The organism is Paenibacillus sp. AGC31, assembly GCF_057334655.1.
Genome location: NZ_JBHFJH010000045.1, coordinates 54,838 through 78,735, shown reverse-complemented (window position 1 = coordinate 78,735; position 23,898 = coordinate 54,838). Strand labels below are relative to the sequence as shown.

Sequence of the window (23,898 nt, the reverse complement as noted above, 5' to 3'; positions counted from 1 at the left end):
TTGCATTTTATCGTAAAGCTTATTTTTTGGCAAAACCTTGCTTGTTCAAATAGGTCATCATTTGCGGTTGAATACTTCTCTCGAGGTGATCTTGGATATGGTCACTCCATCCTTTTACTTTTTTTACGGTGAAAGGAGCTCTCGTCGGACGATTTTCATAATACTTCAGCATGGTCTCATCATAGATTGCTAATTTCTCTTGATCCATTGGTTGGTATTGATTATCAAGCAATATCATGGATTGAGGGAGCCGAGGTTTCAGTTCCGGCTTATCTCCAGCTGGATTACCGATACATAATCCCACCAGAGGGATAACATATTTTGGTAAATTCAATACGTCAGATAGTTCGCTAATATTGGCTCTGACCCCACCAATGAATACTCCGCCAAGTCCCAGCGATTCAGCCGCGGTTAACGCATTTTGTGCCATCAGGCCAGCATCGAATGAACCAATCAACAGAAATTCAATATATTCAATATCCACATCTGGAGCGATTTCATGATTTCGGTTGAAATCTGCACAGAAGATCCAGAATTCTGCCGCTTCTTCAATATAGGGTTGATCGACACAGAGATGTCTGAGTTTTTTTCGAAGTACTGGATCTGTGATGCGTATAATGGATACCGCCTGCAGAAGACTGAACGATGAAGTTTGATTTGCTGCCTGAAATATTGCATCTATTTGTTCCTCAGTTAGGGGTTGAGATGTGTAAGAACGAAACGATGTATGGTTATGAAGCAATTCGAGTGTGTTATTCATTAAAAAGCTCTCCTTTATTCGTTGATTCCATGTTCCTGCAATCCGTATTCGTAGGGAACGCCCATATTCTCGCGTAGTGTTTTTCCTTCATATTCCTTATGGAACAAACCGCGTTCCTGCAAGATAGGTACTACCTGATTCACAAAATCTGCAACGCCATCAAAAGATACATCGGGCACAACTGAGAATCCGTCACATGCTTCAGCCAAAAACCATTCTTCTAAGAAGTCAGCAACCTGTGTCGGGGTGCCTGCAACAACCGGATGATAGTTGATGACCCCGTGAGCGAGAACATCCCTTACAGAGAGTCCATCTTTTAATAACTTTAAAGCTCTCGGAGAACGGGGGTCCATGGGGTTGGCATAAGCATTTTTTAACAAGTCTGCCGCTAAAGGTTGATCTATATCTACTGAGTTTACCGACAATGGTAAACCAACCATGGATCCGAGGTAACTTACCCTGCTGGGGATTTCCTGAGGATTGAAGCTCATAAGCTGTTTCCGACGATCCAGAGCTTCTTCCTCCGTTGAAGCCAGAGAAAACATAAACCCTGCAAACATTTTGATATCATCGGGGTTTCGACCGAAACGGGCAGCACTTTGCCTTATGGCTTGTCTGTGTTCACGGGCAGACGTAATATCATAAGGATTGGCGTACACTCCGGAAGCATATTTCCCAGCTAATTCTAATCCTTCTCCTCCTCCCCCTGCCTGGAAAATCACTGGCTGCCCTTGCTCAGAGGGGGGAATGGGCAAAGGACCACGAGATGCATAATACTGACCCTGAAGGTTTATAGGCTGGATTTTGTCCATATCAGCAAATTCCCCTCCTTCTACATCTAACGTCCAAGCGTCTGGTTCCCAACTCCCCCACAAGGCCTGAACAATTTGTATGCTTTCATGTGCCTTGTCATAGCGTTCTTGGCGATTTTCAACCCGGGCACCGAAATTAGCCGCCGCTAGGGGGTCGGATGTGGTAACCGCATTCCAGCCCACACGTCCATGACTGATAACATCCAGTGCTTTGAACTGACGTGCAATGTTGTAGGGATAATTAAATGTTGTAGAGAGGGTAGCAACAAGCCCGATGTGTTGTGTCTCTCTTGCTACTGCCATAAGTGCCAACATGGGGTCCATAGGAAACATAGGCGTCTGTGGACCTAAATTATTGGATAATGCTGGAGTATCAGCAATGAAAATCATTTGAAATTTTCCTTGTTCAGCTAATTTAGCCCGTTCTACATAACTATCCATATTGGTGTAAGCTGCAGGATCCGTGCCAGGCATTCTCCATGCGCTAAATTCGGCTCCATAACCCGAAACCATCTGTAAAGCCAGTTGCATTTCACTTCTTTTTTTCATAACGATTTTCTCCTTCGTTCTGGAAAGGCACAATGTGTGCCCTTACTATAGCGCGAATATATTTAGCATGCTAAGTATATGGATGGATCCGATTTTGTTCCATTCAGGGAGGGTTATAGGTATTGACGTTCACCGGTCTGGGCTGATTTCTCGACGGCATCCAGTAACTGATGAAGTTTCACCGCATCCGCGAAAGTAGGTGCTAAGGTAGTGCCTTCTTGAATATCTTTGGCAAACTTGCGATAAGCCTGAGCCATGTTTAGAACAAATCCGGAGTCGTTATATAGAGAATTTGGAGCCGAGAAATAGACATCGGGAATGGTTAGTTCACGAAGCTCGTTGTCCGTAGATCCTGCACCGCGTAATTGGTGCGATCCGAATTGAATGGATGCAGGAGCGCTCAGCACAATTGTGCCGTTGTCTCCGAAGATTTCAAGTGTGAGTCCTGTCTGATGTTTAACTCCACCTTGAATATGGACACTGGCTGCTGCCCCATTAGTCAATTTTCCTGTAATCATGATCTGATCATCCGTTGTTTTCTTGATGACTTTCTGAATATCAACCAATTCAACTTCTGGAAACTGTTGAGCTGTGGTGGCAGACAATTCTGTAAAGTCCCCAAGCATGAAAGTGAAGGCATCCAGATTATGGCCCCCTACAATGGTCAGCAAGTTCCCTCCAACTTTCCGGTCATACAAGTACGCAGTCGACTTGTCACCTACGCCACCCATGCCATCTATAGCGATCTTCAGGTTGGCAGACAACACTTTACCCACATAACCGTCTGCCAATAAATCTTTTACGTATTGAACGGCCGGGGCTTGTCTAGCCTGTAATCCAATCGCATTTGGCAGTTGCGCGGACGCTACCCATTCCTGCATTTCAAGCGCTTCCTCTGTATTAGAACCCAGTGGCCATTCACAATAGATTGGTTTGCCAGCAGGAGCGATGGCTTTGACTGCATTATAATGTTCCTTGACGTTAATACTGACAACAACCATATCCACATCAGGGTGCTGAGCCAACTCCTCCATATTATCAAAGCCATGATCTGCCCGAAAAGCTTCTGCGCTTTTCTTTGCACTCACCATATTACTTGTCCCAACCGCTGTAAGCTCGAATTCATCCAAATGCTGAATAGCTGGAATATGTGTACCACTCGCCCACCCGTTATTAATGGATGCTCCTATGATACCTGTACGAATTTTTTTACTCATTGTTAAACATCTCCCTTGTTAATATTTACAGTATGATTGAATATTGATTTGTCTCCAGCCCTTATAAGTCACTCATTTCTATGATATATTTTATTTAGCTTGCTAACTATTCAATCGAGATAACATTATTATTCTTTCGCATTTTAGGTAAACTAAAATTGTTTTGGTGTTGACACCATCATAGGTGTATTTGTTTTGTTTGCAAAGAGGGCAATTTAAATGAACATAGTACATCTTTTTGTACCTTTGGATCAGGAGTGATATGAATGAGAGTTTGCAATGAAGGATTTGAACAAGAGTTTATAGATGGAAAAAGTGATATGTACGCCATAGCTTTTACTCAGAATGTCCTTTCTGGGCGTTGGAAATATTTCATTTTATGGTACCTAAAAGACGAAACACGTCGATATACGGATATCAAAAAATTCCTTGGAGATCTGTCTCAAGGCTCCCTCACAAAGCAGCTTAAAGAGTTGGAGAATGATGGTGTTATTCAACGTGATGTATATCCGGAAGTTCCTCCGCGAGTTGAGTATTCGTTAACAGACAAGGGAATGAAGTTACTACCGATCCTTGAAAAGATGGAGGACTTCGGCAAAGAATACGGCTAAGCAATTTAAACTAGGCTTCCATATTACATCTTTGTTAAAGGGGGGAGATATGTTTTTCTTCTTTTTTTTTCCCTTGCTTTTGGTACTGTTCTGACTATCGCCTCTTTCAGACTTCTCTTTATAGACAAATAAAGTTGCTATTGTAGCAACTTTATTAAAAGACATTTTTAGATTTCTTAAACATTTTCAGGCTCATAAATTCCGTAACCATTCTTGCCATTCTTTTTAATCTTGTACATGGCTCCATCCGCATGTCTCAGAAGTTCGGAAGGCTCCTGTCCATGCTTGGGAAATAGGCTGATACCAATACTCATCGAAAGGTTGATATAGTTTCCGGCAATTTTGAAATGGGTACTAAATGCAGCTTCCAATCTTTTGGCAATGACTTCAGCATCGTGATCATCTTTCAGATGGCTTAAAATGATGAATTCGTCCCCGCCAAGCCGAGCTACCGTGTCCGCACTTGGAATTGTTTCGCTTAATCGCTTTGCCATTTCCAGCAACACTTGATCGCCAACATGGTGTCCATATGTATCATTCACTTGTTTAAACCCATCAGCATCGACAAACATGACAGCTAGTTTGCTATGGTTTCTTTTGGCATTACTGATAGCCCAGGCAAGACGGTCATTATAAGCAAGACGATTAGGCAGACCTGTAAGTGGATCATGCAAAGACAAATGCTTGCTGATTTTTTCGGAGATTTTGATTTTGGCGTACTCCGTCTCCAGTTCTTTGATCAGATTTTTAAGTTTAAATACCCTGGTATTGGTGTGTGTCATGTCAGTAATCTGAATGAGGGCATAACTCCGATCTTCATGATAGAGCGGTTCAACATGCATATTTTGTCTGAATAATTGTTCATCCTCTCCTTCATTAGGAAGAATGAATGCCTTATGTAACGCGCTTGAGCAAAATCTGCTCTGTCCATGATACAGCGCATTTTGCAAGATATTTAGATAGATATTTGACTTAAACCGTGGGCAGACCTCAAGCAGATTCAAGCCTAGTACCTCTTCTACATTCTTGCCAGTAAAGCGCTCCAACCAGGCATTCCAGACAACAATTTTTAAATGCCTGTCCACGATCATTATTCCCATATGGGCTTTGTTCAAAGCTTGTGAAATAAGATTATCCATTGTCCGCCTCCAACAAAGCGTCCATTTTGGCCAGCAGGCTTGATATGGAGTTCATACTTAATGCTATGACAATGATACCTGTCACATCCGTATCGGCAAGTAAAAACGAGGTATGTAAAACCAGGACATAGACTTCATTCTGAAGCAATATTTGCTGATCGGAATTGGTGACATAGATCAGTTCAATATCAGGCAGGACGTATTCCAGTTTGATCTCCAGGAAATTACCGAATTCTCCAATAATGGCGTTAAGCAGGACATTGCTAACTTCCTTCAAAACGTCCAAATCCGTATCCATCAGGTTCGGATCGTTCGGTATAACGCTCTCACCCAGTTCTCCAAGACAGATGTTTGCCAATACTTTAGCCTGCTCAACAGGAAACATCAGAAATGCTTTTCCCTGAAATTCGTATCCAAACTGTAAGGATGACCTAAACAGGTGACCTTCACTGAAGAAAATGTTGTATCTTCGATCTCCAGGATCAACATCGGATATAGAGATCAGTTCCACTTCCGGAATGTTCAAAACGATACGCTTGTCTACTATCTCTGACAACATGTTAGCCGCTTGTCCCACGTAAACGTTCACTAGTTCAGTAAGCAAATCCTTCTGTAAATCATTCAGCATGATAGGCCGCCTGAATCAGTTGAATCATGGTCGTTGCCTTCTCTGCGGTTAACGGTTTATTCAAAAAACCAGAAATGCCTAACATTTCAACTTCATCCCTAGTTGTCTTCTGAATATCTGCAGATAAGATAATAATTTTGACATTGCTATCCGTTTCTCGAATCATACGAAGCATTTCTTGTCCGTTCAAACCAGGCATCAGCAGGTCGGTGGTTATAAAATCAGGTTGAAATTCCTTAAATAGGTTGTATCCTTGCTCTCCATTGTTAGCAATCTGAATCTCGCATTCTGGAATATGATCAACAATCAGCTTTGTAAGCAATTTCTGTACGAAAATGGAGTCTTCTACAATTAATACTTTCATTTTCTCTTCAGTCTCCTTGATAAAATGGTAAGAGCTCGGGATGGTCAGGCGCTGTGGACAGTTCTTGATATAGGGCTTTCGCGCGCAGTGGCACCCTGAAAAGAGACTGACTGGTGAATCAAGTAAATATAAATTATAGTAACTTTAATTTAATTGTCAACAACATTATTGAATAAATTAGATTCGTGTGCAATTGACATACTACCACCCGTCGTTAAAAAAACATGAAAAAAACGGTCACCTAGTGACCGTTTTTATCGGTTATCTGGAACTGCATTAAGTTTACTCTTTTACCCCTCCAAGCTGCAAGCCATGAACGAAATACTTCTGCAAAAATGGATATACGACTAAGATCGGTAATGCGGCAACAATCGTAATCGCTGCCCGAATAGATACAGGTGTGACCATGTTACGCGCAGCGCCAAGATCTGCACCATTGGCCACGGCTGCACTGCTGTTGGAATTCATAGAAGATGATAATAGTTTCATCAACTCATATTGCAGCGTGCTCAGGTTTTGTTTGGAAGATGCATACAGAAACGTATCAAACCAAGAGTTCCATTGACCGACTGCAATGAACAGTGCAACAGTAGCGAGAACAGGTTGGCACAGCGGTAGAATAATGGAAATGAATGTTCTGAAATCTCCAGCACCATCAATTTTGGCGGATTCGATCAATCCCTCCGGTAGTGTCTGGATATAAGTTCGAATAACAATCATATTAAAGGCACTGATCAGCCCAGGAATAATGTACACCAGGAAGTTGTTTAACAAATGCAAATCTTTCATTAGGAAGTAAGTTGGAATAAGACCTGCACTAAAATACATCGTAAGAACAACTGTAATGGTAATGGGCTTTCGTAATATATAATCTTTTCGGCTTAGTGTGTAAGCCAGCATGGAGGTTAAGAAGAGACTTAAAACTGTCCCCAAAACCGTTCTCGCCACAGATATACCAAAGGCGCTGAAGATGGTCCCTCCTGCAAATACTGCTCTGTAGTTTTGATCTGTCCATACCCGAGGCCACAGATAAATCCCACCCCGGATGGTGTCATTACCGGCATTGAATGATACGGCGAGTGTATTCACAAACGGATACAGGGTAACAATCGCGATTGCGATCATCAGTATACCATTTAACGTATGGAAGACAATCGGTTCAAGCCGAGATTTATTGATTCCCATCTCTAGTCCCCCTTATATTAATCGGTCTTCCCCGAGCCGTTTGGAAATTGAATTCGCCGCAAAGATCAGCGTGATACTAACTACTGTTTTGAAGATACCTGCCGCAGTAGCCAAAGAATAGTTCCCGATCTGTAGTCCGTATTTCAGGACAAATATATCTATCGTCTGTGACCAGTCGACAACCACACCATTACCTAACAGATACTGAACCTCGAATCCAGCTTCCAAAATCCAGCCCATATTCATGATCAGCAAAATGATAACAATGGATTTGATTCCGGGTAAGGTCACATACAGCATTTTCTTATATCGGTTCGCACCATCAATCTCTGCCGCTTCATAGAGGGAAGGATCGATAGACGTGATGGCCGCCAAATAAATAATGGCATTCCAGCCAACTTCTTTCCATACATGGGATGCGCCTACAATGCCCCAGAAGTATTCCGGAACGCTAAGCCACATGATAGGTTCTTGAATGATATGCAGCTTCATGAGCACCACATTCACAATCCCACCATCAACAGATAGTGAACTTGCAACGATACCTGTCACAATAATCCATGAGAGAAAGTGAGGTAAATACGAAATTGTTTGAATGGTTCGTTTATAAAACTTATGTTTGATCTCATTAAGTAAAATGGCAAATATAATTGCTGTCGCAAATCCGAGCACCATATTGATGACGCTCATCGCAATGGTATTACGAAGCACGTTAAGAAATGCATCGTCTGTTAGCAAAAACTTAAAGTGTTTGAGCCCGACCCATTCCTGCTGCGTGAAACTCTTCGCAGGACTGTAATTCTGAAAGGCCATAACCCAGCCCCAAATGGGATAATACGAGAATACGAGAATGTACGCAACGATGGGCAATGACATGAACATGAGTTGTCTTTGTCCGCGCAATCGTTTTAACAGTGGTGCTTTGGGAACGACTGTACGGGTGGTTTGCTCTGGTATGGCTCCAGGCGTGTTCGCCATCTTTCACTCCTCCTATTGGCTTGCAGCGACTTTAACATGATGTCTCGGAAGGCACTCGCCTGAGTAATCCTTTGGTTGATACCTTCCGAGAGAATCATTGCCGCATTTTTTTATTTAACAGACCAGTTCTCGATTCTCCATTTCAGTTGTTCATTAATCCGATCTTCATAGGATTTAACATCGATCTTCTTGTAAGCGTCTACGTATTCAGTCCAAATGTTATCGAACTCATTCGGTTTTGACATGATTGCTTTAGGCAAGAATTTCAATGAAGTGTCTGTCATTTGTTTGTTCGCTACTGCAGCATCAGAGCCTTCTTTCAGATCGACCTGCCATGCTGGATAGTACACTGGATTTTCTGGTGCAGGAGAGAAGAAGTCACTCCACGTTTTGAAGCCATAAGCATCCAGAAGTTCTTTGTCTTCCGGTTTGAGGTTGTCATAGAATTCCTCAGGTTGGTTGATCGCTCCAATCGCATTGCCATCTTCAAATGTTCCTTCGAGCTTCGGTGCAGCAGCGTAGAAACCTTCAGCTTTGTTAACCAATCTCCATGCAGGATCATCCTGCTCTGTCCGTTGCTCTGGTGTACGATAGAATCTTCCCTCTTCATTCACTTGATAGTCTACACCCTCTTCACCCCATGACAAGAGCTTCTGGTACTTCTCGTCCATAAGCTTATCGAGGAATTTGATGAGTGCTACAGGATCTTCAGCATCTTTACTGATACCAAAACCATTGTTCAAGTTAATGACCGGACGATCCAGATAATGATCTGTGATACTTGTATCATAGACTACCGGGAAGCCTACGTATGTCTGACCAATTTTCCCCTGTGCGACGAGTGGGTCTTCACCAGCTTGGAAATTCCAGTGCTGGTCGAACATACTAAGCACACGTCCCGAAGAAATTTTGGCCAGATATTGATCGTAGTTCTGAACAAAGGCTTCTTTATCCAGCAATCCCTCGTTGTACAGATTGTTTAGTTCTTTATAATACCGTTTGGAGATATCTTTGTCGGCAAAAACGGTTGCGACTCCACTATCATCTACGACTACACCCCCGTCATTGGGGTGACCCGTAAGATGTTCAGGTGGGTTAAGCAAAGGGAACGTCCGCCAGTCTGAAGCCAATGTAGTGAAACCAATTGTCGGTTGACCATCAATCGTTGGATTCTTGGCTGCATAATCACGGACCAACTTTGTGAAATCATCCAACGTTTTAGGAGTCGGGTATCCGGCATCCTTCAGTATGGATTTTTGAATCCAGAATGCAGGACCAGAATAATAGTTACTAATGAACTCCCCTGTATACACTCCATAGTTAGGCAACCAGTAAATATGTCCGTCACTGGAGTCTTTCATCCGGTTCCAGTCTTTACCGAAATGTTTCTTCAGATTAGGTGCATGCTCTTCAATGAGATCTTCGAGTGGAATAACCGCACCGGCTGATACCAATTTGGTATCTGCTGTGATCAAGTCAGGGAAATCGCCACCGGCAATCATAACGCCGAGCTTCTGTTGAAGATCACCCACAAGAAACTCCATCTCAAGATTGACGCCGAGTTCATCCTGGATCTTCTTGTAGATTCGGTTATCTTTAGCTGGCGCCTGATTTGGCGTTCCGATAAAGGCCGTGATGTTCAGTACCTCTTTCCCATCCTTTGTAGTCGCTTTCTCATTGTCACCGCTGCATCCTGCAAGTGCCAAACTCAAAGCCAGAACGAGTGATACGGAACCCCAAAGCTTCTTTTTCTTAAGTCCCCCCATGTACTTGCCCTCCTTGGAAGTGGTATGTCTTACTGTTTTTAGTATGAAGAAATGTATGCGGTTACAAAATATATACATTTAAGGTCTACCCCCCTGTAATTGTAGGTCTTATTCAGGAGGGGTTCTTCTTTTTCATGGATCAATTGGCATACTTTTGCCTGTATTCTACAGGTTTCATGGCTGTTCGTTTTTCGAAGTGTCTGAGAAAATGCTGGTAACTGCGGTACCCTACCTGCTCTGCAATCGCACTTGATGTTTGATTCGTCTGCTGGAGCAGACGCTTCGCTTCTTCCATTCTTAGATCATGTACTACCTCAATTACACCCTTACCATACTTTCGCAAAAAGGATTGCCCTAAATGGACAGGATTCACGTAGAATCGTTCTGCGAGCTCCTGGATCGTAAATGTCTCCCTGTAATGCATCTGCACATATTCAGCAACCGTCGCCTGTATGCCACCCATTTGCCTCTCCCGGAAAACAGCCAGTTCTGACTTGCATTGCAAACAGAAATGTTCCAGATTGTTAGCAACCTCTTCTATATTTCGATGGCCCTTCTCCAGAATTCCACTCGCCAATTCGTTCATTAGAGCATTAGGTTCTCCTCCTAGTTCTCTACACAGGGACAGTCCGCGGAATATAATGTGGGTAGAGAAAATATGTACAATCTCTGGCGCAGCCTTCATCTGTACAAACAGTTCAAAAGCACTCCGAATTGCAGACGAGAGTTCCTCTACAGAACCGTTTTCAAGCAAATCGCAAATATGGTCCACTTCTGATAGCGTTTCCGGATCAAACTGCCAATTCTCCAGCTGGATATCTTCGGCAAACAAAAGACGCTCTTGATTAAAAAACAAATAACGCCCAACTTCCTGAGCAGAGCGGAAGGATTCAGATAAATGCTCCAGTTTGTTGACCGTTAATCCAACCGCGATATGAATATCTTCGCAGCCGTTATGTTGCATGTTGTTCATCAAACGCTGGGTAAAAACTTTAATTGCTTCAAATGTCTCATTTTTATCATTCGTTTCCTCCCCCCATACAACTCCCAATGAGTCTCTTGTTCTGTCTATCACATAACAGCAAGTTGTTTCTTCAGCCGTTTGTTCAACTACTGAACAGACTTCCTGAATATCTCCCTGAAAGGCTATCCGCAGGTATGCCCAATGGGACTTGTTTAAACGAGGAAGGAACTCCGACATCTCCTCCTCCGATATATTTTGCTTATCCTTAATCAGTGCAGTCAAAAACGCTTTGATCCTTTGCTCGGTTGCATGTTCTCTTATACGCTCCAGGGTTTCACGCTCCTGCAATTGCATACGGAGACGGACCAACATATCCTCTGCTTCTGTACTGTCAACCGGTTTGGTTAAATAATTGGAGACACCTAATCGAATAGCTTGTCTGGCATAATTAAAGTCACTGTATCCACTCGTGATGACAAACAGCACAGACTCATGTTCCAATCGTCGTGCTTCTTCTACAAGTTCCAGCCCATTCATCACGGGCATACGAATGTCTGTCACCACGAGATCAGGTCGATCTTGTTCCATCATCCGAATGGCTTCCTCACCGTTGGCGCACACGCCTTTGATTTCAAAACCATACTTTTCCCAATTGATCAGAAGCTGTAAACCTTCAATGGCATATGGTTCATCATCGACTAACAGTACTTTGTACATGAGAGTTTACCTCCTATTTCCTCTGTTCCAGCTTGGAGATTGGTATACGGTACCCTGCAATGGTTTCCTTTCCAGGTACACTGCTTAGATCAAATATCGCATTTCCTTCATAAAAGAGTTCCAACCTTCGGTAGACATTACGGAGTCCTACATGCTCGCCGTTCCGGGGTCTTTCAGAACGAATATCTCGCAGGAGCTCGGTTAGTCTCCCTGCATCCATACCGATTCCATTATCGATTACCTGAATAACCAGTTCGGAAGCGTTTCGTCTCGCTGTTATCTTGATCTCTCTTCCATTTTTTCGCGCCTGCAAGCCGTGTTTGCAAGCATTCTCGACGAGAGGTTGAATACTCATACGGGGAATGAGCAACGAAGCTGCATCAGGATCAACCTCGAAGGTGTAATCGAACAGCTCACCAAAGCGAAACTTCTCAATCTGGAGATAAAGATTCGTAAATTGCAGCTCTTCTTGCAAAGGAATCAGATTGTCAGAATGACTGAGCAACTGTCTCATCAACTTGGACAGACTTTTGATAATCTCAATTACTTCTGTATATCCATTCTTTGTACTAACGACCAGCAAGGCATTCAATGTGTTAAATAAAAAATGGGGATTCATCTGACTCTGGAGCATGGACAATTCAGTCCTCACTTGATCCAGCTCCAGATCTTTTTGACGGATTTCCAGTTTATATACGTCATTAATCAGCGTATGAATTTTACCAATCATGATGTTAAATGTACGAATAAGCCCGCCAATTTCGTCGCGGCCTTCGTGAATTTCAATCAGATCGAATCGTTCGTTACGAACCTTCTCCATATGTCTGGATAACTTGCGAATCCGATAGTGGTAGGAACGCAAAATAATATAGATCAATACAGAGGGGACCACGATACTTAATGCAAGCAACCCCAGAATTGACTTAAAGGCTTCTTGCAGCAGGTGGTCAAGGTGACGCGTATCGGCAACTCCAATCAATTTCCAACCCTTTAGGTAGGCTAGATTCCCCAACGATTTTTCGAGCGTGTAAGCAGAATCTCCAGATTCCTCGAGCATTGATTCATTATCAAGGGGGGATAAGTCGGTTTCGCTGAATTCCCCACTTGAAACGACAGTTCGATTGTTGCTGTCCACCAGACGCAGCTGAAGACTGTCTGATTCACGATTTAAAATGCTATACACCCGGCTAAGTTCCAGATCAATCTTGGAATACTTCGCATAATTCGCATACGAGGTATACGTATCCATTTTGCCAATCACACTGATTCTTCTTCCCGCGTTAAATCCGGATGGCTCAATATAATCAACGACAAGAATGCCTCCACTGGTGGATTTCAGCTGTTTCAATCCAGGGAGTACATTCTTGTCTTTCATCACGATGTAATGACTGCCCGTCTGAATGGTATCGTTATCCGTATAGATACGCACCTCCAGAATATTCGCTGACATATACCGTGTTAATTTATCTCGCAGGAATGCATGGTACACGTTGTAATAATCAACGGGGGAGTGATAGGTCCGATCCAGTGCCTCATAGAGCGAATCGTCTGCTGCAATAATTCGGCTCAGAGCAACGCTCTCATCTATCATGCCAAGCAGTTCCCCCGCAGCCCTGTCGATGGATTTACGCAGATTCTCCTGTTCTCTAATCTTGATATCCGCAGAGGTTCGTTGATAAAAGAAGATATTAATCGTTATTACAGGAAGGAGAATACTAAGTACATAAATAAGCAGAAATTTGGATCGGAGAGGAATATCATTAACCTTACGGAACATCCAGAATTTATGACGCATATGATCACCCTTGGTTTTTGTTTTTATAGACTGACGGAAGCTCCCCTGTATGCTCTCTGAACTTTTGGGTGAAATATTCAGCATCATGATATCCTAGCCTGAATGCAATGTCAGTGATCTTCATATTGGTACGTCGCAGGAGTTTACGGGCCTCCTCAACACGAAGCTGGTGCACATAGTCACTGAAACTGACCCCCATCTCCCGCTTGAACTGTTGACCCAGGTAGGCAGAATTCACGTGAATTCGATTAGCTACATCTTGTAATTTAATTTTACTTCGATAGTGCTGCTTCAATTCATTCACTGCTTCTGAAACCAGCACTCCCGTACCCGTCTTTTGCTTCAATTCAGACTGGGAAAGTTGCTTGGACAGTCGAGCACACAGGTCTTGCAATGTGCCGGAAGACCAGCTCGCAGCCGCATGCCATTCTTTTTCACATAGTATTTCTCTGCAACCCTCTCTTTTTCCATATTTTCGTAGCAATTCCCCATGGATATATCGGATGACATGATGTATCCATTCCAGCGATACCTCTGCTTTCTCACTCTTCTCTAGCAGTGCACTCACTGCAATATCGATGGAATAGGTGTTTTCTGCTTCAATCAACGCCAAGATCTCTTTGGAGATGTTCATCATTTGCTCTAAATTATATTCTTCGCTTATCCGATATTCATTAAGATGATTGTCATAGGCTTCATCTGTAACCATGACTCCATTTTGCTGTTTTTGCTCATTTCTGCGTTTGTCCAGAGGTTCAATCATTTCCATAAGGATTTGATGAATTTCCTCGGGAACAAGAGGTTTAAGCACATACTGATCAACCTGATACCGTATGGCTTGCTTCGCGTAATTAAAATCCGAGTATCCTGTAACGATAACGATTTTAGAGGTATAGGCGAGATCTTCTCGCAAGGTATGAATCAAACCAAGACCATCCATAACAGGCATTTGAATATCAGTGACGACAAGATCCGGTTCAACCGAGTTGAATAAAGCAAGTGCTTCCTCCCCATCCGTTGCCGTTCCGCAGAGTTCGTATCCACAAGTTCGCCAGTCAATCATTGTTCTCCATCCTTCTAGCATAAACGGCTCATCATCCGCGACAATGACCTTGTACATTAGCTCACCTCTCTTTTATCCTTGATCAGCTGCATGTATTTTATCTATATCAATAGGCAGATTCCAGTTGTTCTGAAAACGCTAAACAGCAGAACAACAGCAGGATTGTTGTCTGCTCGCACAACTTGGAGAACAAAATTTCTACCAGCCTCATCGTTCATTAATCAATAACATAGAACATGGTTCCATCGGACCGTACTATAAGAACGCTCCGATTGTAGCGAAGCGCCGGGAGAACAATTCAAGTGTAACGCTTACATTTTGGTACAACAACCTGTTAAACTATAGGTTTTCACCCGACAAAGTATAGGTTTAGCTCAGAAGTAATCTTTGTCAGGAGAAAGATTTTTCATTCTCCACGCACAATACGGAATCCTTGATCGGGACCAAAACCATTTGCATCAAATTTGCCTCGAAATGATATTTCATTGTTATTGACACCGCCAATCCAGCCTCCGCCTTTCACAACTCGCCAGGATTGATTGGGACTCTCCGAATCACTGTACCAGTCCCAGCACCATTCTCTCACATTCCCAGACATATCATAGATTCCTAACTCATTCGCCTTCTGAGTTCCGACTTTTTTGGTTTGATTACGATTGCTCTCAATAGCGGGCCAGCTCCAGTCACCCGTCAGAATGTTCTCGCCGGCATTTACCCAGTACCAGGCAACTTCATCAGGATTGTTACTTCCGCTGTATGTGTAATTTAAGCTCTTTTGACCTCCGCTTGCAGCGTATTCCCATTCTGCCTCTGTGGGTAAACGGTAACCGTTGGCGTCCTCGTTGATCGTTACATTCCATTTTATAGTGTCGTTTTCATTGTGATTATTCGTGTCCTGGTTGTCTTTGTCTATATTGTAATAAGGTTTCAGGTTTTCTTTTATACTTTTTTGATTACAGTATTCCACTGCGTCATACCAGCTGACCATTTCAACAGGCAGGTCGTCTCCCTTGAAGCCAGAAGGGTTTTCCCCCATAACCTCCATCCATTCTTTTTGAGTTACTTCGTATTTACCAATATAGAAGGAATCGAGCGTTTCATTCCTATCAATCTGACTTGGCTTACTGCTCTTGAAGGCTCCTCCTTCGACAAATACCAAGTCATCGTTTACTGTGGTATTACTTGTTGAACAAGCACTTAGACTAACAACTATGGCGATTAAAGTTAACCATACCAGTTTCCTCATTCCATTATTCTCCTTTACTAAGCTTAAATCCGGCAACGTCGAGGTCCGTTAGTCTGGAGAATAACGTTACTCAACGCTACCGGAAAATTGAATTCAAATACAGGTGCAGAAGTTAAACTGCATCACATCATTTTTACCAAACCGTCACGTTTGCGCTTCCGCTGCTTTGATAACCTTCCGTTGCCATCACCTGATAGGACCAGCTGTTACCTAAGTACATCCCTTTGCTCGCCCATGCATTCACATGATTACTGAACGTGATGGTAGAATTGACTCCGATTGGTTTCTTGGACTGTCTAACACTCCAATACTGAGGGAAAGTCTGAGTACCATCAATGGAAGGTGCATTGTATCTCATCGTTGTATAGATGTCATATGTGCCGCCATCACTAGTCATCGAGCCCTTATACGTTCCGGTAGGACGATACGTTCCCCAGCTATCCACCACGTAATATTCAATTAGAGCGTTTCTAGTCCAACCATAGAAGGTGAGATAGCCGTTACCTGAAGGAGAGAATACGCCGGCATTATAATTGACCACTCGATTAGGCGTACCGTATGTCCACCCTTTCCCGACAACAAAGTTCCCGGTATTTTGCCAATTCACGCTGTAATTCCCGCCCGATCCATTCACGGCGTTGACCGTTCCTCCTCCATCTGTCCAATTTTGCCAATAATCTGTTGCTGCGCTCGATGTGGCTGCGAAGACACCAAAACTCATGGCAGATGCGAGAACAACGGTTAACAATTTTTTGCTAAATTTAAACATAGATTATACCTCCTGATATTTTAATAGATTTGGTTGATGCTACAATCCGATATGAATGTTCTTCAGCAAATTCACTTGAAAAGACGTTGCGAAAACAGATACAGATCGTTCTTCCACACGGGCCAATCATGTCCTCCACTTTCCTCATTCCAAATGTGAGGTACTCCGTGTTGCGCCAAATATTGGTGAACCCCATGACTAATCTCTATAAGATTGTCCTGTTCACCGCAAGAGATCCATAACAGCGAGAGTAATGAAGGCGCTTTCGAAAGATCAGGGACAAGTAGCTCCGGACTTCTGGTGTTTGGGGCTGCGGAGAAAGCACCGATCCATGCAAAATGGTCTAGATTACTTAATCCGATATTTAAGGATTGACCTCCGCCCATGGATAAACCAGCAATCGCCCTTTTATCCCGGCTTTTATACAAAGGGTAGTTCGACTCCATGTAAGGTATCAAATCGTTGAGCAGATCGGATTCGAACCGTTTAAATGCTTTGATTTTCTCAGGTTCAAACAGGTCTCCTTCGGCTCGGTCATTCGACATTGCGCGACCATTGGGGAAAACAATAACCATCGGCTCAAGTAAGTTATCATTGTACAGATTATCTAGAATAATTTGCGGAGAACCATGAGTATGCCATTCGGTTTCGTCTCCACCAATACCATGCAAAAGAAAAAGTACAGGATACATCGTTGTCGAAGAAAATTCTGGTGGGGTGTACACCATCGCTTTACGGGAATTGCCAACCGTGGTGGAAGGATATTCTACCGTCTCCATGACTCCACGTGGTATATTCTCCCGATACTGGTCATATCCCATTACTGCTGATGAGATCAATTCCATTCTCTTTTCCTCCGAACATATGAGTGACTATCAGTCTTCAGTTAATCCACATAGCCAAAACCCAGAATGGTGAAGCATTTATGTTCATGGCCTTCCGCCATTTCAATCTCGATGGAGTGCTCCCCCACTTGCTCTTCGTTGAGCAGAAGTGTGGCATGGCAATGGGTCCAGTTCACTTGACGCGGATCGACTTTTTGGACGAATACCCCATCTACCCTGATATCTGCAGTTCCGAATTCGTCGTTACCCGAATCCTTGAAGATTAGAATGAGGCGTTTGCACTGCAAACTTATCCGAAAGCTGCTCTGATTCTCTTTTCCCTCTCCTGTACGCATCCAGTTGTTGGGGAATTGAGGTGTACCATAGTCATGAGCATCCATCTCAGCCATCTGCAGATCCGTGTCCGTTTTACAAAAAGAGCCTGCATCGATTCTGGCAATATGATTGCCGTTTTTCCGATCCAACAGCTTCACATTAACAAATTCATTTCCAATTAGCGGAGCTTTTTCAATATCATGATCTTTCTCATCCCACTCAGAACGATTCGTCACGTCGAACAAATATTCCAAACAATCGGCCATAATTCGATGCCCTATATTAGTTGGATGATATATATCATGGAAAAATTGCTTTTTGGAAATAACGTTTCCTTCACCTTTTGTCTTGTTGAACTGATCTACGACAGCATCTTTCACACTTACCATTGGCAGATCATAATGCCAGCCTACCGGAGCGAGACGATCCTGTAGATTCCAGTCATTTTCAAATACACTGAATAACAAGATGACCGCTGGCTTGTTATCGGCAGTAAGTGCTTTGAGCACCAGACTCTCGTAACATTTACCTTGGGTTTCATCATTTGCGTCATTGACTGCGAATTCGATTACGACAATATCCGGCTGAACGGCACCTCCCCTCAGCACATCACGATCATAACGTACAATCCCCAGTTCGGAAGGAGTTCCACCCACACCTGCTTTAATCAGATGAATGGGACTATCTTTTGAAAGCGCAAACATAAACTTGAACGACTCATACGATCGATAAGCGTAACTTTGGAGATGAATAGGTACTGCACCAGCACCATGGGTAATGGAGCCTCCAATATAAGCGATAACGACAGGTTCGCCGTTTTTTGCCTTCTCCATGGCTCGTTTTAATCTGACATTATTTCCTTTGTTCAGAAGAGATCGGCCAATCATGTCGCGATATCTATGTGACTCAAAATCAATTGCGGGTTTGACTGCCGACGCTGTCACTCCAACTGGATCGCGCGGTGCAGTGAATTCCGTGTTTTCACCTGCATCTCCTGAATCCTGGAGCATAAATCATCATCACATCCTTCCGGTTAGATTCTGACCATCCTCAAACAACATTTAAAGGATCACAGCTTGTATTATTATTAGATCAGATGTGATCCTTCTCCCAAAGTGTATCCCTTACATAATTTTACAACAACCTGACAAAGTATAGGATTTTAACCAATATATCATTTTAATTTGAGTAGAATTACATGCAGATCAGAACACCTATAATTTTTCATGTAAACGCTTTAATTTGTATACTATTTCCATGTTATAATTTTGAAAAACCGCATTGATGAAGGAGGATACTTATGAATAGCACGGGTCAAGGCGCGTGGGATACGGGTACATATACAAATCTGTTTCTGAAGTTAGGCTACGATGAGAATGAGATCACGAACAGATTGGAAGAAACATGGAACGAGCTGTTTTATGGCGATGATAATACTCGAATATATTACCCTTTGGGTGAGGACAAGGGTTATTTGCTGGACACTGGTAATCTCGATATTCGCTCCGAGGGCATGTCCTATGGCATGATGATGGCTGTTCAGATGAACAAAAAGGAAGAATTTGATCGACTCTGGAATTTCTCGCACACGTTTATGCAACATAAAGCGGGACGTTATAAAGATTATTTTGCCTGGCATTGCAAGCCTGACGGAACCCAACTCTCACAAGGTCCTGCTCCTGATGGTGAGGAGTTTTTTGCCATGGCACTTTTTTTTGCCTCCAACCGCTGGGGCGATGGCGCTGAACCTTATGATTACAAGGCACAAGCCCGCAAGATCCTTCGTGCATGTATACATCAGGGCGAAGACGGCGAAGGCGATCCCATGTGGGACCCGGAAACAAAACTGATCAAATTCATACCAGAAACACCGTTTAGCGACCCATCCTACCATCTGCCTCATTTTTATGAACTATTCTCGAAATATGCGAATGAAGAAGATCAGAGCTTCTGGAAAGAAGCGGCGGCCGCTAGTCGTGCTTACCTTCATACAGCCTGCCATCCCGTAACCGGACTATCACCTGAATATGCGAACTATGATGGCTCCCCGGCTCCAATACAGCCGCATGGTGATTTCAGACATTTCTACAGTGATGCCTACCGTGTTGCTGCGAATATAGCGCTGGACTGGGAATGGTTCCGCAAGGATCACTGGCAGATCGAACAATCCAATCGGATTCAGTCCTTCTTCAGTGATATTGAAATGTCCGATTATCGTCGTTATACAATAGAAGGTGAACCTTTCGACGAACATTCACTGCATCCTGTAGGTTTGCTGGCTACCAATGCCATGGCTTCACTGGCTGCAGACGGTCCACATGCTGACACATTCGTTCGCAAGTTCTGGAACACACCTTTGCGTCAGGGAGAGCGACGTTATTACGACAATTGCCTGTATTTTTTCAGCATGCTCGCTCTAAGCGGAAGATATCGCATGTACTAAACTAAGGGAATGTGCATGAGCCGTTATACCTGTCCTGTGAACGTTTGGCTTGCAGGACAGGTTCAATCTCAATTCTAAGTAGGATGCAATGATATTACGATTTAATCTATATCAATAAAAAACGTTCCCGGCTCGCATATGTTGACTGCGAACCGGGAACGTTTGGTTGTGCAAATACAGGCAGTAACTTTTCCCGCTCTGTATGATTCAGATACTTTAATTATTTGGAAACAGAAGAAGTATCATAGGAAGACTGCATAATCTCCAGATATCGATTAATGTTCAGTCCCTCCAGGCCTTTCACATATTCATCCCAATCCTTATCCAGACTTTTGGCGCCTGTAATAAATTGCAGGGCGTTCTGATCGATGTAATCCTTGAGATTGGTCTGCATCATGCTGGCTTCATCAGCTTGGGACGGATCTACCCACAATGCCCAATGAGGGAAAATCTCTTTCGGTTCCTTGCCTTCCATTAACAATGTCGCCTCATAGAGACGTCGCTCACCACCATCATTGGCATAGATGTCTGTCCCCTGTACTTCGGAGTCCCGATATGCCTGATAATGATTGTACTGACTCAATGCAGCCCAACTGTCATTACGAGGTTCTTCTCCAGAAGGAAGCGGAATGGCTTTATATAACGGCTCAATCTGATCATTGAGCGCCACTTCTCCTTCTTGTGGTTTGCGCCAGCTTACGCCCTCTTCGCCCAGATATGATGCCATGGTTCCTTCCTGGGTATAGAGATAATCCAGCAGCTTTATGGCCGCGATCTGCGTTTCCTCACTGGCTTTGTTTGTCAGTACAAAAGACGCTCCGGGATCAATCGGATAGTTGTACGTAGCATAAGCAGCATGGGGTCCCTTCAATGGAGGGATGGGATTGTAATCATTCCCGTAAGGAGAACCTTCGGCAGTGGTTACGAATAATGATGGATGCATCGCTGCTCCCGCGCCGAGAAGCTGTGCATCAGCGTTATCTCCAATTTTTTTGAAGGCCCCGACGTTTTGGGTAAATGCCCCTGGATCAATCAACCCTTCATCGTACAGGGATTTAATATAGGCAAGCCCTTCTTTCCACTCCGGTTTGTTCACTACGGTCTCCACTTTCCCCTGATTGACAATGAGATAATTCCGATCGTCGTCATAGATAAAACCGTTCATCAAGTACGGAATAATGTGCACACCGAAATTTTCAGTCGAACCGCTTAGCGGTACTTCGTCGGCTTTGCCGTTCCCGTTTGGGTCTTTCGTTTTAAATGCCCGAAGCATTTCTTTAAATTCTTCTGTCGTCGTGGGTTCGGTCAGGCCCAGTTCTTCCATCCATTTGGTGTTGACCCACATCTTGTTTGGGTATGAACAGTGAAAACATTCATTCAGACCCGTCAGACCATAGATATTTCCGTCGGGAGCAGTGTTCATGGCCCGATAATAGTCATTGCTCTCAAGCACTTTTTTAATATTGGGAGCATGCTGCTCAATCAGATCATTCAGCGGCAAAATAACCCCCTGTTGACCAAACTTCAACAAGTCTGTCTGGGAGAAACGATCTACCCAAGGGATGAGCAGATACAAGTCCGGATAATCACCAGAAGCCAGTGAAATCTGTCTTTTCTCCGCTGCACCGTCGAATGGAACCGTGGTCCAGTTGAACTGAATATCAAACTTTTCTTCCATTTTCTTCGTGAATTTGTTAGTGGACAGGTTGGTATCCGAACCCTGGTGAGCAAACACATTAATGGCCGTCTTGCCTGATGGATCGCTGCCTTCCCCGTTCCCCTTATCAGAGCTTGAACATCCGGCAAGTACCAACGAGGTAAACAGCATACAGGCAAGAATGATGAATCCCGCTTTTTTCAATATAATCCTCTCCTTCATGAATAATAGAAAAAATGAACTTATCCTTTAACTGAGCCAATCAACATACCTTGCACGAAATACCGTTGAACAAAAGGATAGATGATTAGCACCGGCAAGCTGGCCATCACAATTAACGAGTACTTCATGAGTTCAGCCATTTGCTGCTGTTTAATCATTTCCGATGCATCCATGCTCCCCGTACTGCTGTTCAGAATAAGAATACTGCGCAATATCAGCTGTAGCGGATAGAGCGACTGTGATTTCAGATAGATGAGGGCGTCAAAGTATGCATTCCACTGACCGACAGCGTACATAAGTGACAACACGGCGATAATCGGTTTGGCGAGTGGCAGGATAATACTGAAGATAAACCGGATGTCACTGCAGCCATCGATGTCTGCTGCTTCGGACAATTCTTCCGGTATCGAGTTCTGAAAAAAGGTACGGGCAATGATGACTTGCCATACCCAGACGGCATTGGGAATCAGCAACGCCCAGCGGGTATCAATCAGTCCCATGGTTTTGACCACCAGATAGGTAGGGATCAAACCGCCTGAGAACAGCATGGTGAAGGTAATAAACATCATTAACGAGCTGCGACCAACAAACGTTTTTTTGGATAATGGATAAGCAATCATAATGGTCAGTGCCACGCTGATGAAGGTGCCGCAGGCTGTATAAAAAAGGGAATTGGCATACCCGATAAGGACTTGATCATTCCGCAATACAGACTTGTAACCGTCAAACGTCAGGTCAATGGGCCACAACCAGACTTTTCCCGAGGAGACGGCAGCAGGGCTGCTGAGCGAAGAACTCACAATATATATCAAGGGATATAGCACGGCAATCAGCACCACAGTCAGCATGAAGTAAACAACCGTTATAAATACGCGGTCTCCCCAGGATTCACGAATCGTACTGCTGCTCTTGATCCGCGAACGACCTGCATTAATCTGTGTGTTAGGCATGAGTTGGTTCTCCTCCTTTCGCTCCCGTTACCATAAGCTTGTATTGGACAGTCGCTTGGCGACCGCGTTTACGATTAATAGCAGAATCAGGTTAATCACCGAGTTGAACAGGCCAACCGCAGTAGCGAAGCTATAATTGGCATTCAGCAATCCTATTTTATAGACATACGTGGAGATGATCTCCGAAGCAGACAGGTTGAGCGGATTTTGCAGCAAATATATTTTTTCGAACCCAACAGCCATGATATTCCCTACACTCAGGATCAGAATGATGACGGCTGCCGGAAGTAGTCCAGGCAGATCAACATTAATGATTTTCTGTATTCGGTTGGCTCCGTCCACTTTGGCGGCTTCATATAGGGATGGATCAACACCTGCCAGAGCAGCCAGATATATCACAGCGGAGTACCCCATTCCCTGCCACACATCGGAGAATACGTAGATGGATCGAAACAGTCCAGGCTCACCGAGAAAATTCACTGCTTCGAAACCAAGGGCGCCTGCAATCGTGTTGACAATACCCAGCCTAGGAGACAGAAAGAGCATAATGATGGAGACCATAACAACGGTAGAGATGAAATATGGAGCATACGTCACCATTTGTACTGTTTTTTTGAATCGTATGTTTTTGATTTCGTTCAGCGCGAGCGCCAGTAATATAGGAATCGGGAAACCAACGATCAGGCTGTAAAACGAAATGTAGAGTGTGTTCTTGATCAGCATGACAAACGCCGGATTTTTGAAAAGTAATTCGAAATACTTGGTTCCGGCCCACTGACTGCCCCAGATCCCCTTGATGACGTTGTAATCTTTAAATGCTAGGACCGCATTCACCATGGGTACATACTTGAAAATAATAAAGTAAGCAATCGGTGGCAGGATCAGCAGATATAACTGCCAATG

The 23,898-nt window shown here is 43.7% G+C and carries 21 protein-coding genes; 2 read left to right on the top strand and 19 right to left on the bottom strand.

Translation table 11 applies throughout. From position 1 onward, the window contains the following. Nucleotides 1-19 precede the first annotated feature (19 nt). The 3 genes from nfsA to ACE04G_RS26445 form a co-directional block, all read right to left on the bottom strand. A complete protein-coding gene (nfsA, locus tag ACE04G_RS26455) occupies nt 20-760 on the bottom strand; it encodes an oxygen-insensitive NADPH nitroreductase (protein WP_221821120.1) in 741 nt (246 codons plus the stop codon). Between the two features lie 14 nt (nt 761-774). Beyond that, complete coding sequence (locus ACE04G_RS26450; protein WP_221821118.1) at nt 775-2,121, bottom strand: NtaA/DmoA family FMN-dependent monooxygenase; 1,347 nt, start codon at nt 2,119-2,121, stop codon at nt 775-777. Nucleotides 2,122-2,234: 113 nt separating this feature from the next. Then, nucleotides 2,235-3,338: a Gfo/Idh/MocA family protein gene (locus ACE04G_RS26445; protein ID WP_221821116.1), complete on the bottom strand. Its 1,104-nt coding sequence runs from the start codon at nt 3,336-3,338 to the stop codon at nt 2,235-2,237. A gap of 266 nt (nt 3,339-3,604) precedes the next feature. On the opposite strand from ACE04G_RS26445, the gene ACE04G_RS26440 reads away from it, so the two are divergent. After that, complete coding sequence (locus tag ACE04G_RS26440) at nt 3,605-3,949, top strand: winged helix-turn-helix transcriptional regulator (protein WP_074095086.1); 345 nt, start codon at nt 3,605-3,607, stop codon at nt 3,947-3,949. Between the two features lie 176 nt (nt 3,950-4,125). Here the strand turns inward: ACE04G_RS26440 and ACE04G_RS26435 are convergent, their stop codons facing one another. The 13 genes from ACE04G_RS26435 to ACE04G_RS26375 form a co-directional block, all read right to left on the bottom strand. Then, nucleotides 4,126-5,088, bottom strand: coding sequence for a diguanylate cyclase domain-containing protein (locus tag ACE04G_RS26435; RefSeq protein WP_449004757.1), 963 nt, complete (start codon nt 5,086-5,088; stop codon nt 4,126-4,128). Continuing rightward, complete coding sequence (locus ACE04G_RS26430; protein WP_017688455.1) at nt 5,081-5,716, bottom strand: hypothetical protein; 636 nt, start codon at nt 5,714-5,716, stop codon at nt 5,081-5,083. Before ACE04G_RS26430 ends, ACE04G_RS26435 begins: the two co-directional genes overlap by 8 nt. After that, nucleotides 5,706-6,080 carry a response regulator transcription factor gene (locus tag ACE04G_RS26425; protein ID WP_036615858.1) on the bottom strand — a complete coding sequence of 125 codons (375 nt, stop codon included), beginning with the start codon at nt 6,078-6,080 and terminating at the stop codon, nt 5,706-5,708. Before ACE04G_RS26425 ends, ACE04G_RS26430 begins: the two co-directional genes overlap by 11 nt. A 282-nt stretch (nt 6,081-6,362) precedes the next feature. Then, nucleotides 6,363-7,265, bottom strand: coding sequence for a carbohydrate ABC transporter permease (locus tag ACE04G_RS26420; protein ID WP_017688457.1), 903 nt, complete (start codon nt 7,263-7,265; stop codon nt 6,363-6,365). Between the two features lie 12 nt (nt 7,266-7,277). Further along, nucleotides 7,278-8,243, bottom strand: coding sequence for an ABC transporter permease (locus tag ACE04G_RS26415; RefSeq protein WP_083657036.1), 966 nt, complete (start codon nt 8,241-8,243; stop codon nt 7,278-7,280). Between the two features lie 110 nt (nt 8,244-8,353). Continuing rightward, the gene (locus ACE04G_RS26410; protein ID WP_449004756.1) at nt 8,354-10,009 is read right to left on the bottom strand and encodes a type 2 periplasmic-binding domain-containing protein; all 1,656 of its coding nucleotides are present in this window, start codon (nt 10,007-10,009) and stop codon (nt 8,354-8,356) included. 139 nt (nt 10,010-10,148) lie between these two features. After that, nucleotides 10,149-11,690: a response regulator transcription factor gene (locus ACE04G_RS26405; RefSeq protein ID WP_449004755.1), complete on the bottom strand. Its 1,542-nt coding sequence runs from the start codon at nt 11,688-11,690 to the stop codon at nt 10,149-10,151. Nucleotides 11,691-11,703: 13 nt separating this feature from the next. Then, a complete protein-coding gene (locus ACE04G_RS26400) occupies nt 11,704-13,485 on the bottom strand; it encodes a sensor histidine kinase (RefSeq protein ID WP_449004754.1) in 1,782 nt (593 codons plus the stop codon). A gap of 4 nt (nt 13,486-13,489) precedes the next feature. Further along, entirely contained in the window at nt 13,490-14,605 is a 1,116-nt protein-coding gene (locus ACE04G_RS26395; RefSeq protein WP_449004753.1) for a response regulator transcription factor, read from the bottom strand. Between the two features lie 349 nt (nt 14,606-14,954). Next, on the bottom strand, nt 14,955-15,794 hold the full coding sequence (locus ACE04G_RS26390) for a formylglycine-generating enzyme family protein (RefSeq protein WP_449004752.1): 840 nt from the start codon (nt 15,792-15,794) through the stop codon (nt 14,955-14,957). Nucleotides 15,795-15,927: 133 nt separating this feature from the next. After that, nucleotides 15,928-16,563, bottom strand: a complete 636-nt coding sequence (locus tag ACE04G_RS26385; RefSeq protein WP_221821105.1) for a glycoside hydrolase family 11 protein — start codon at nt 16,561-16,563, stop codon at nt 15,928-15,930. A 71-nt stretch (nt 16,564-16,634) separates the two neighbouring features. Continuing rightward, nucleotides 16,635-17,408: an alpha/beta hydrolase gene (locus ACE04G_RS26380; protein WP_221821103.1), complete on the bottom strand. Its 774-nt coding sequence runs from the start codon at nt 17,406-17,408 to the stop codon at nt 16,635-16,637. A gap of 41 nt (nt 17,409-17,449) precedes the next feature. Further along, nucleotides 17,450-18,733 carry an SGNH/GDSL hydrolase family protein gene (locus tag ACE04G_RS26375; protein ID WP_449004751.1) on the bottom strand — a complete coding sequence of 428 codons (1,284 nt, stop codon included), beginning with the start codon at nt 18,731-18,733 and terminating at the stop codon, nt 17,450-17,452. 290 nt (nt 18,734-19,023) lie between these two features. On the opposite strand from ACE04G_RS26375, the gene ACE04G_RS26370 reads away from it, so the two are divergent. Beyond that, entirely contained in the window at nt 19,024-20,166 is a 1,143-nt protein-coding gene (locus ACE04G_RS26370; RefSeq protein WP_221821100.1) for a family 8 glycosyl hydrolase, read from the top strand. Between the two features lie 220 nt (nt 20,167-20,386). Here ACE04G_RS26370 and ACE04G_RS26365 read toward each other — a convergent pair whose 3' ends face one another. The 3 genes from ACE04G_RS26365 to ACE04G_RS26355 are packed head-to-tail and all read right to left on the bottom strand — an operon-like array spanning nt 20,387 to nt 23,877. Then, complete coding sequence (locus ACE04G_RS26365; protein ID WP_449004750.1) at nt 20,387-22,045, bottom strand: ABC transporter substrate-binding protein; 1,659 nt, start codon at nt 22,043-22,045, stop codon at nt 20,387-20,389. A 20-nt stretch (nt 22,046-22,065) separates the two neighbouring features. Then, nucleotides 22,066-22,995: a carbohydrate ABC transporter permease gene (locus ACE04G_RS26360; protein WP_221821098.1), complete on the bottom strand. Its 930-nt coding sequence runs from the start codon at nt 22,993-22,995 to the stop codon at nt 22,066-22,068. A gap of 27 nt (nt 22,996-23,022) precedes the next feature. Further along, nucleotides 23,023-23,877: an ABC transporter permease gene (locus tag ACE04G_RS26355; protein WP_339308695.1), complete on the bottom strand. Its 855-nt coding sequence runs from the start codon at nt 23,875-23,877 to the stop codon at nt 23,023-23,025. Nucleotides 23,878-23,898 lie beyond the last annotated feature (21 nt).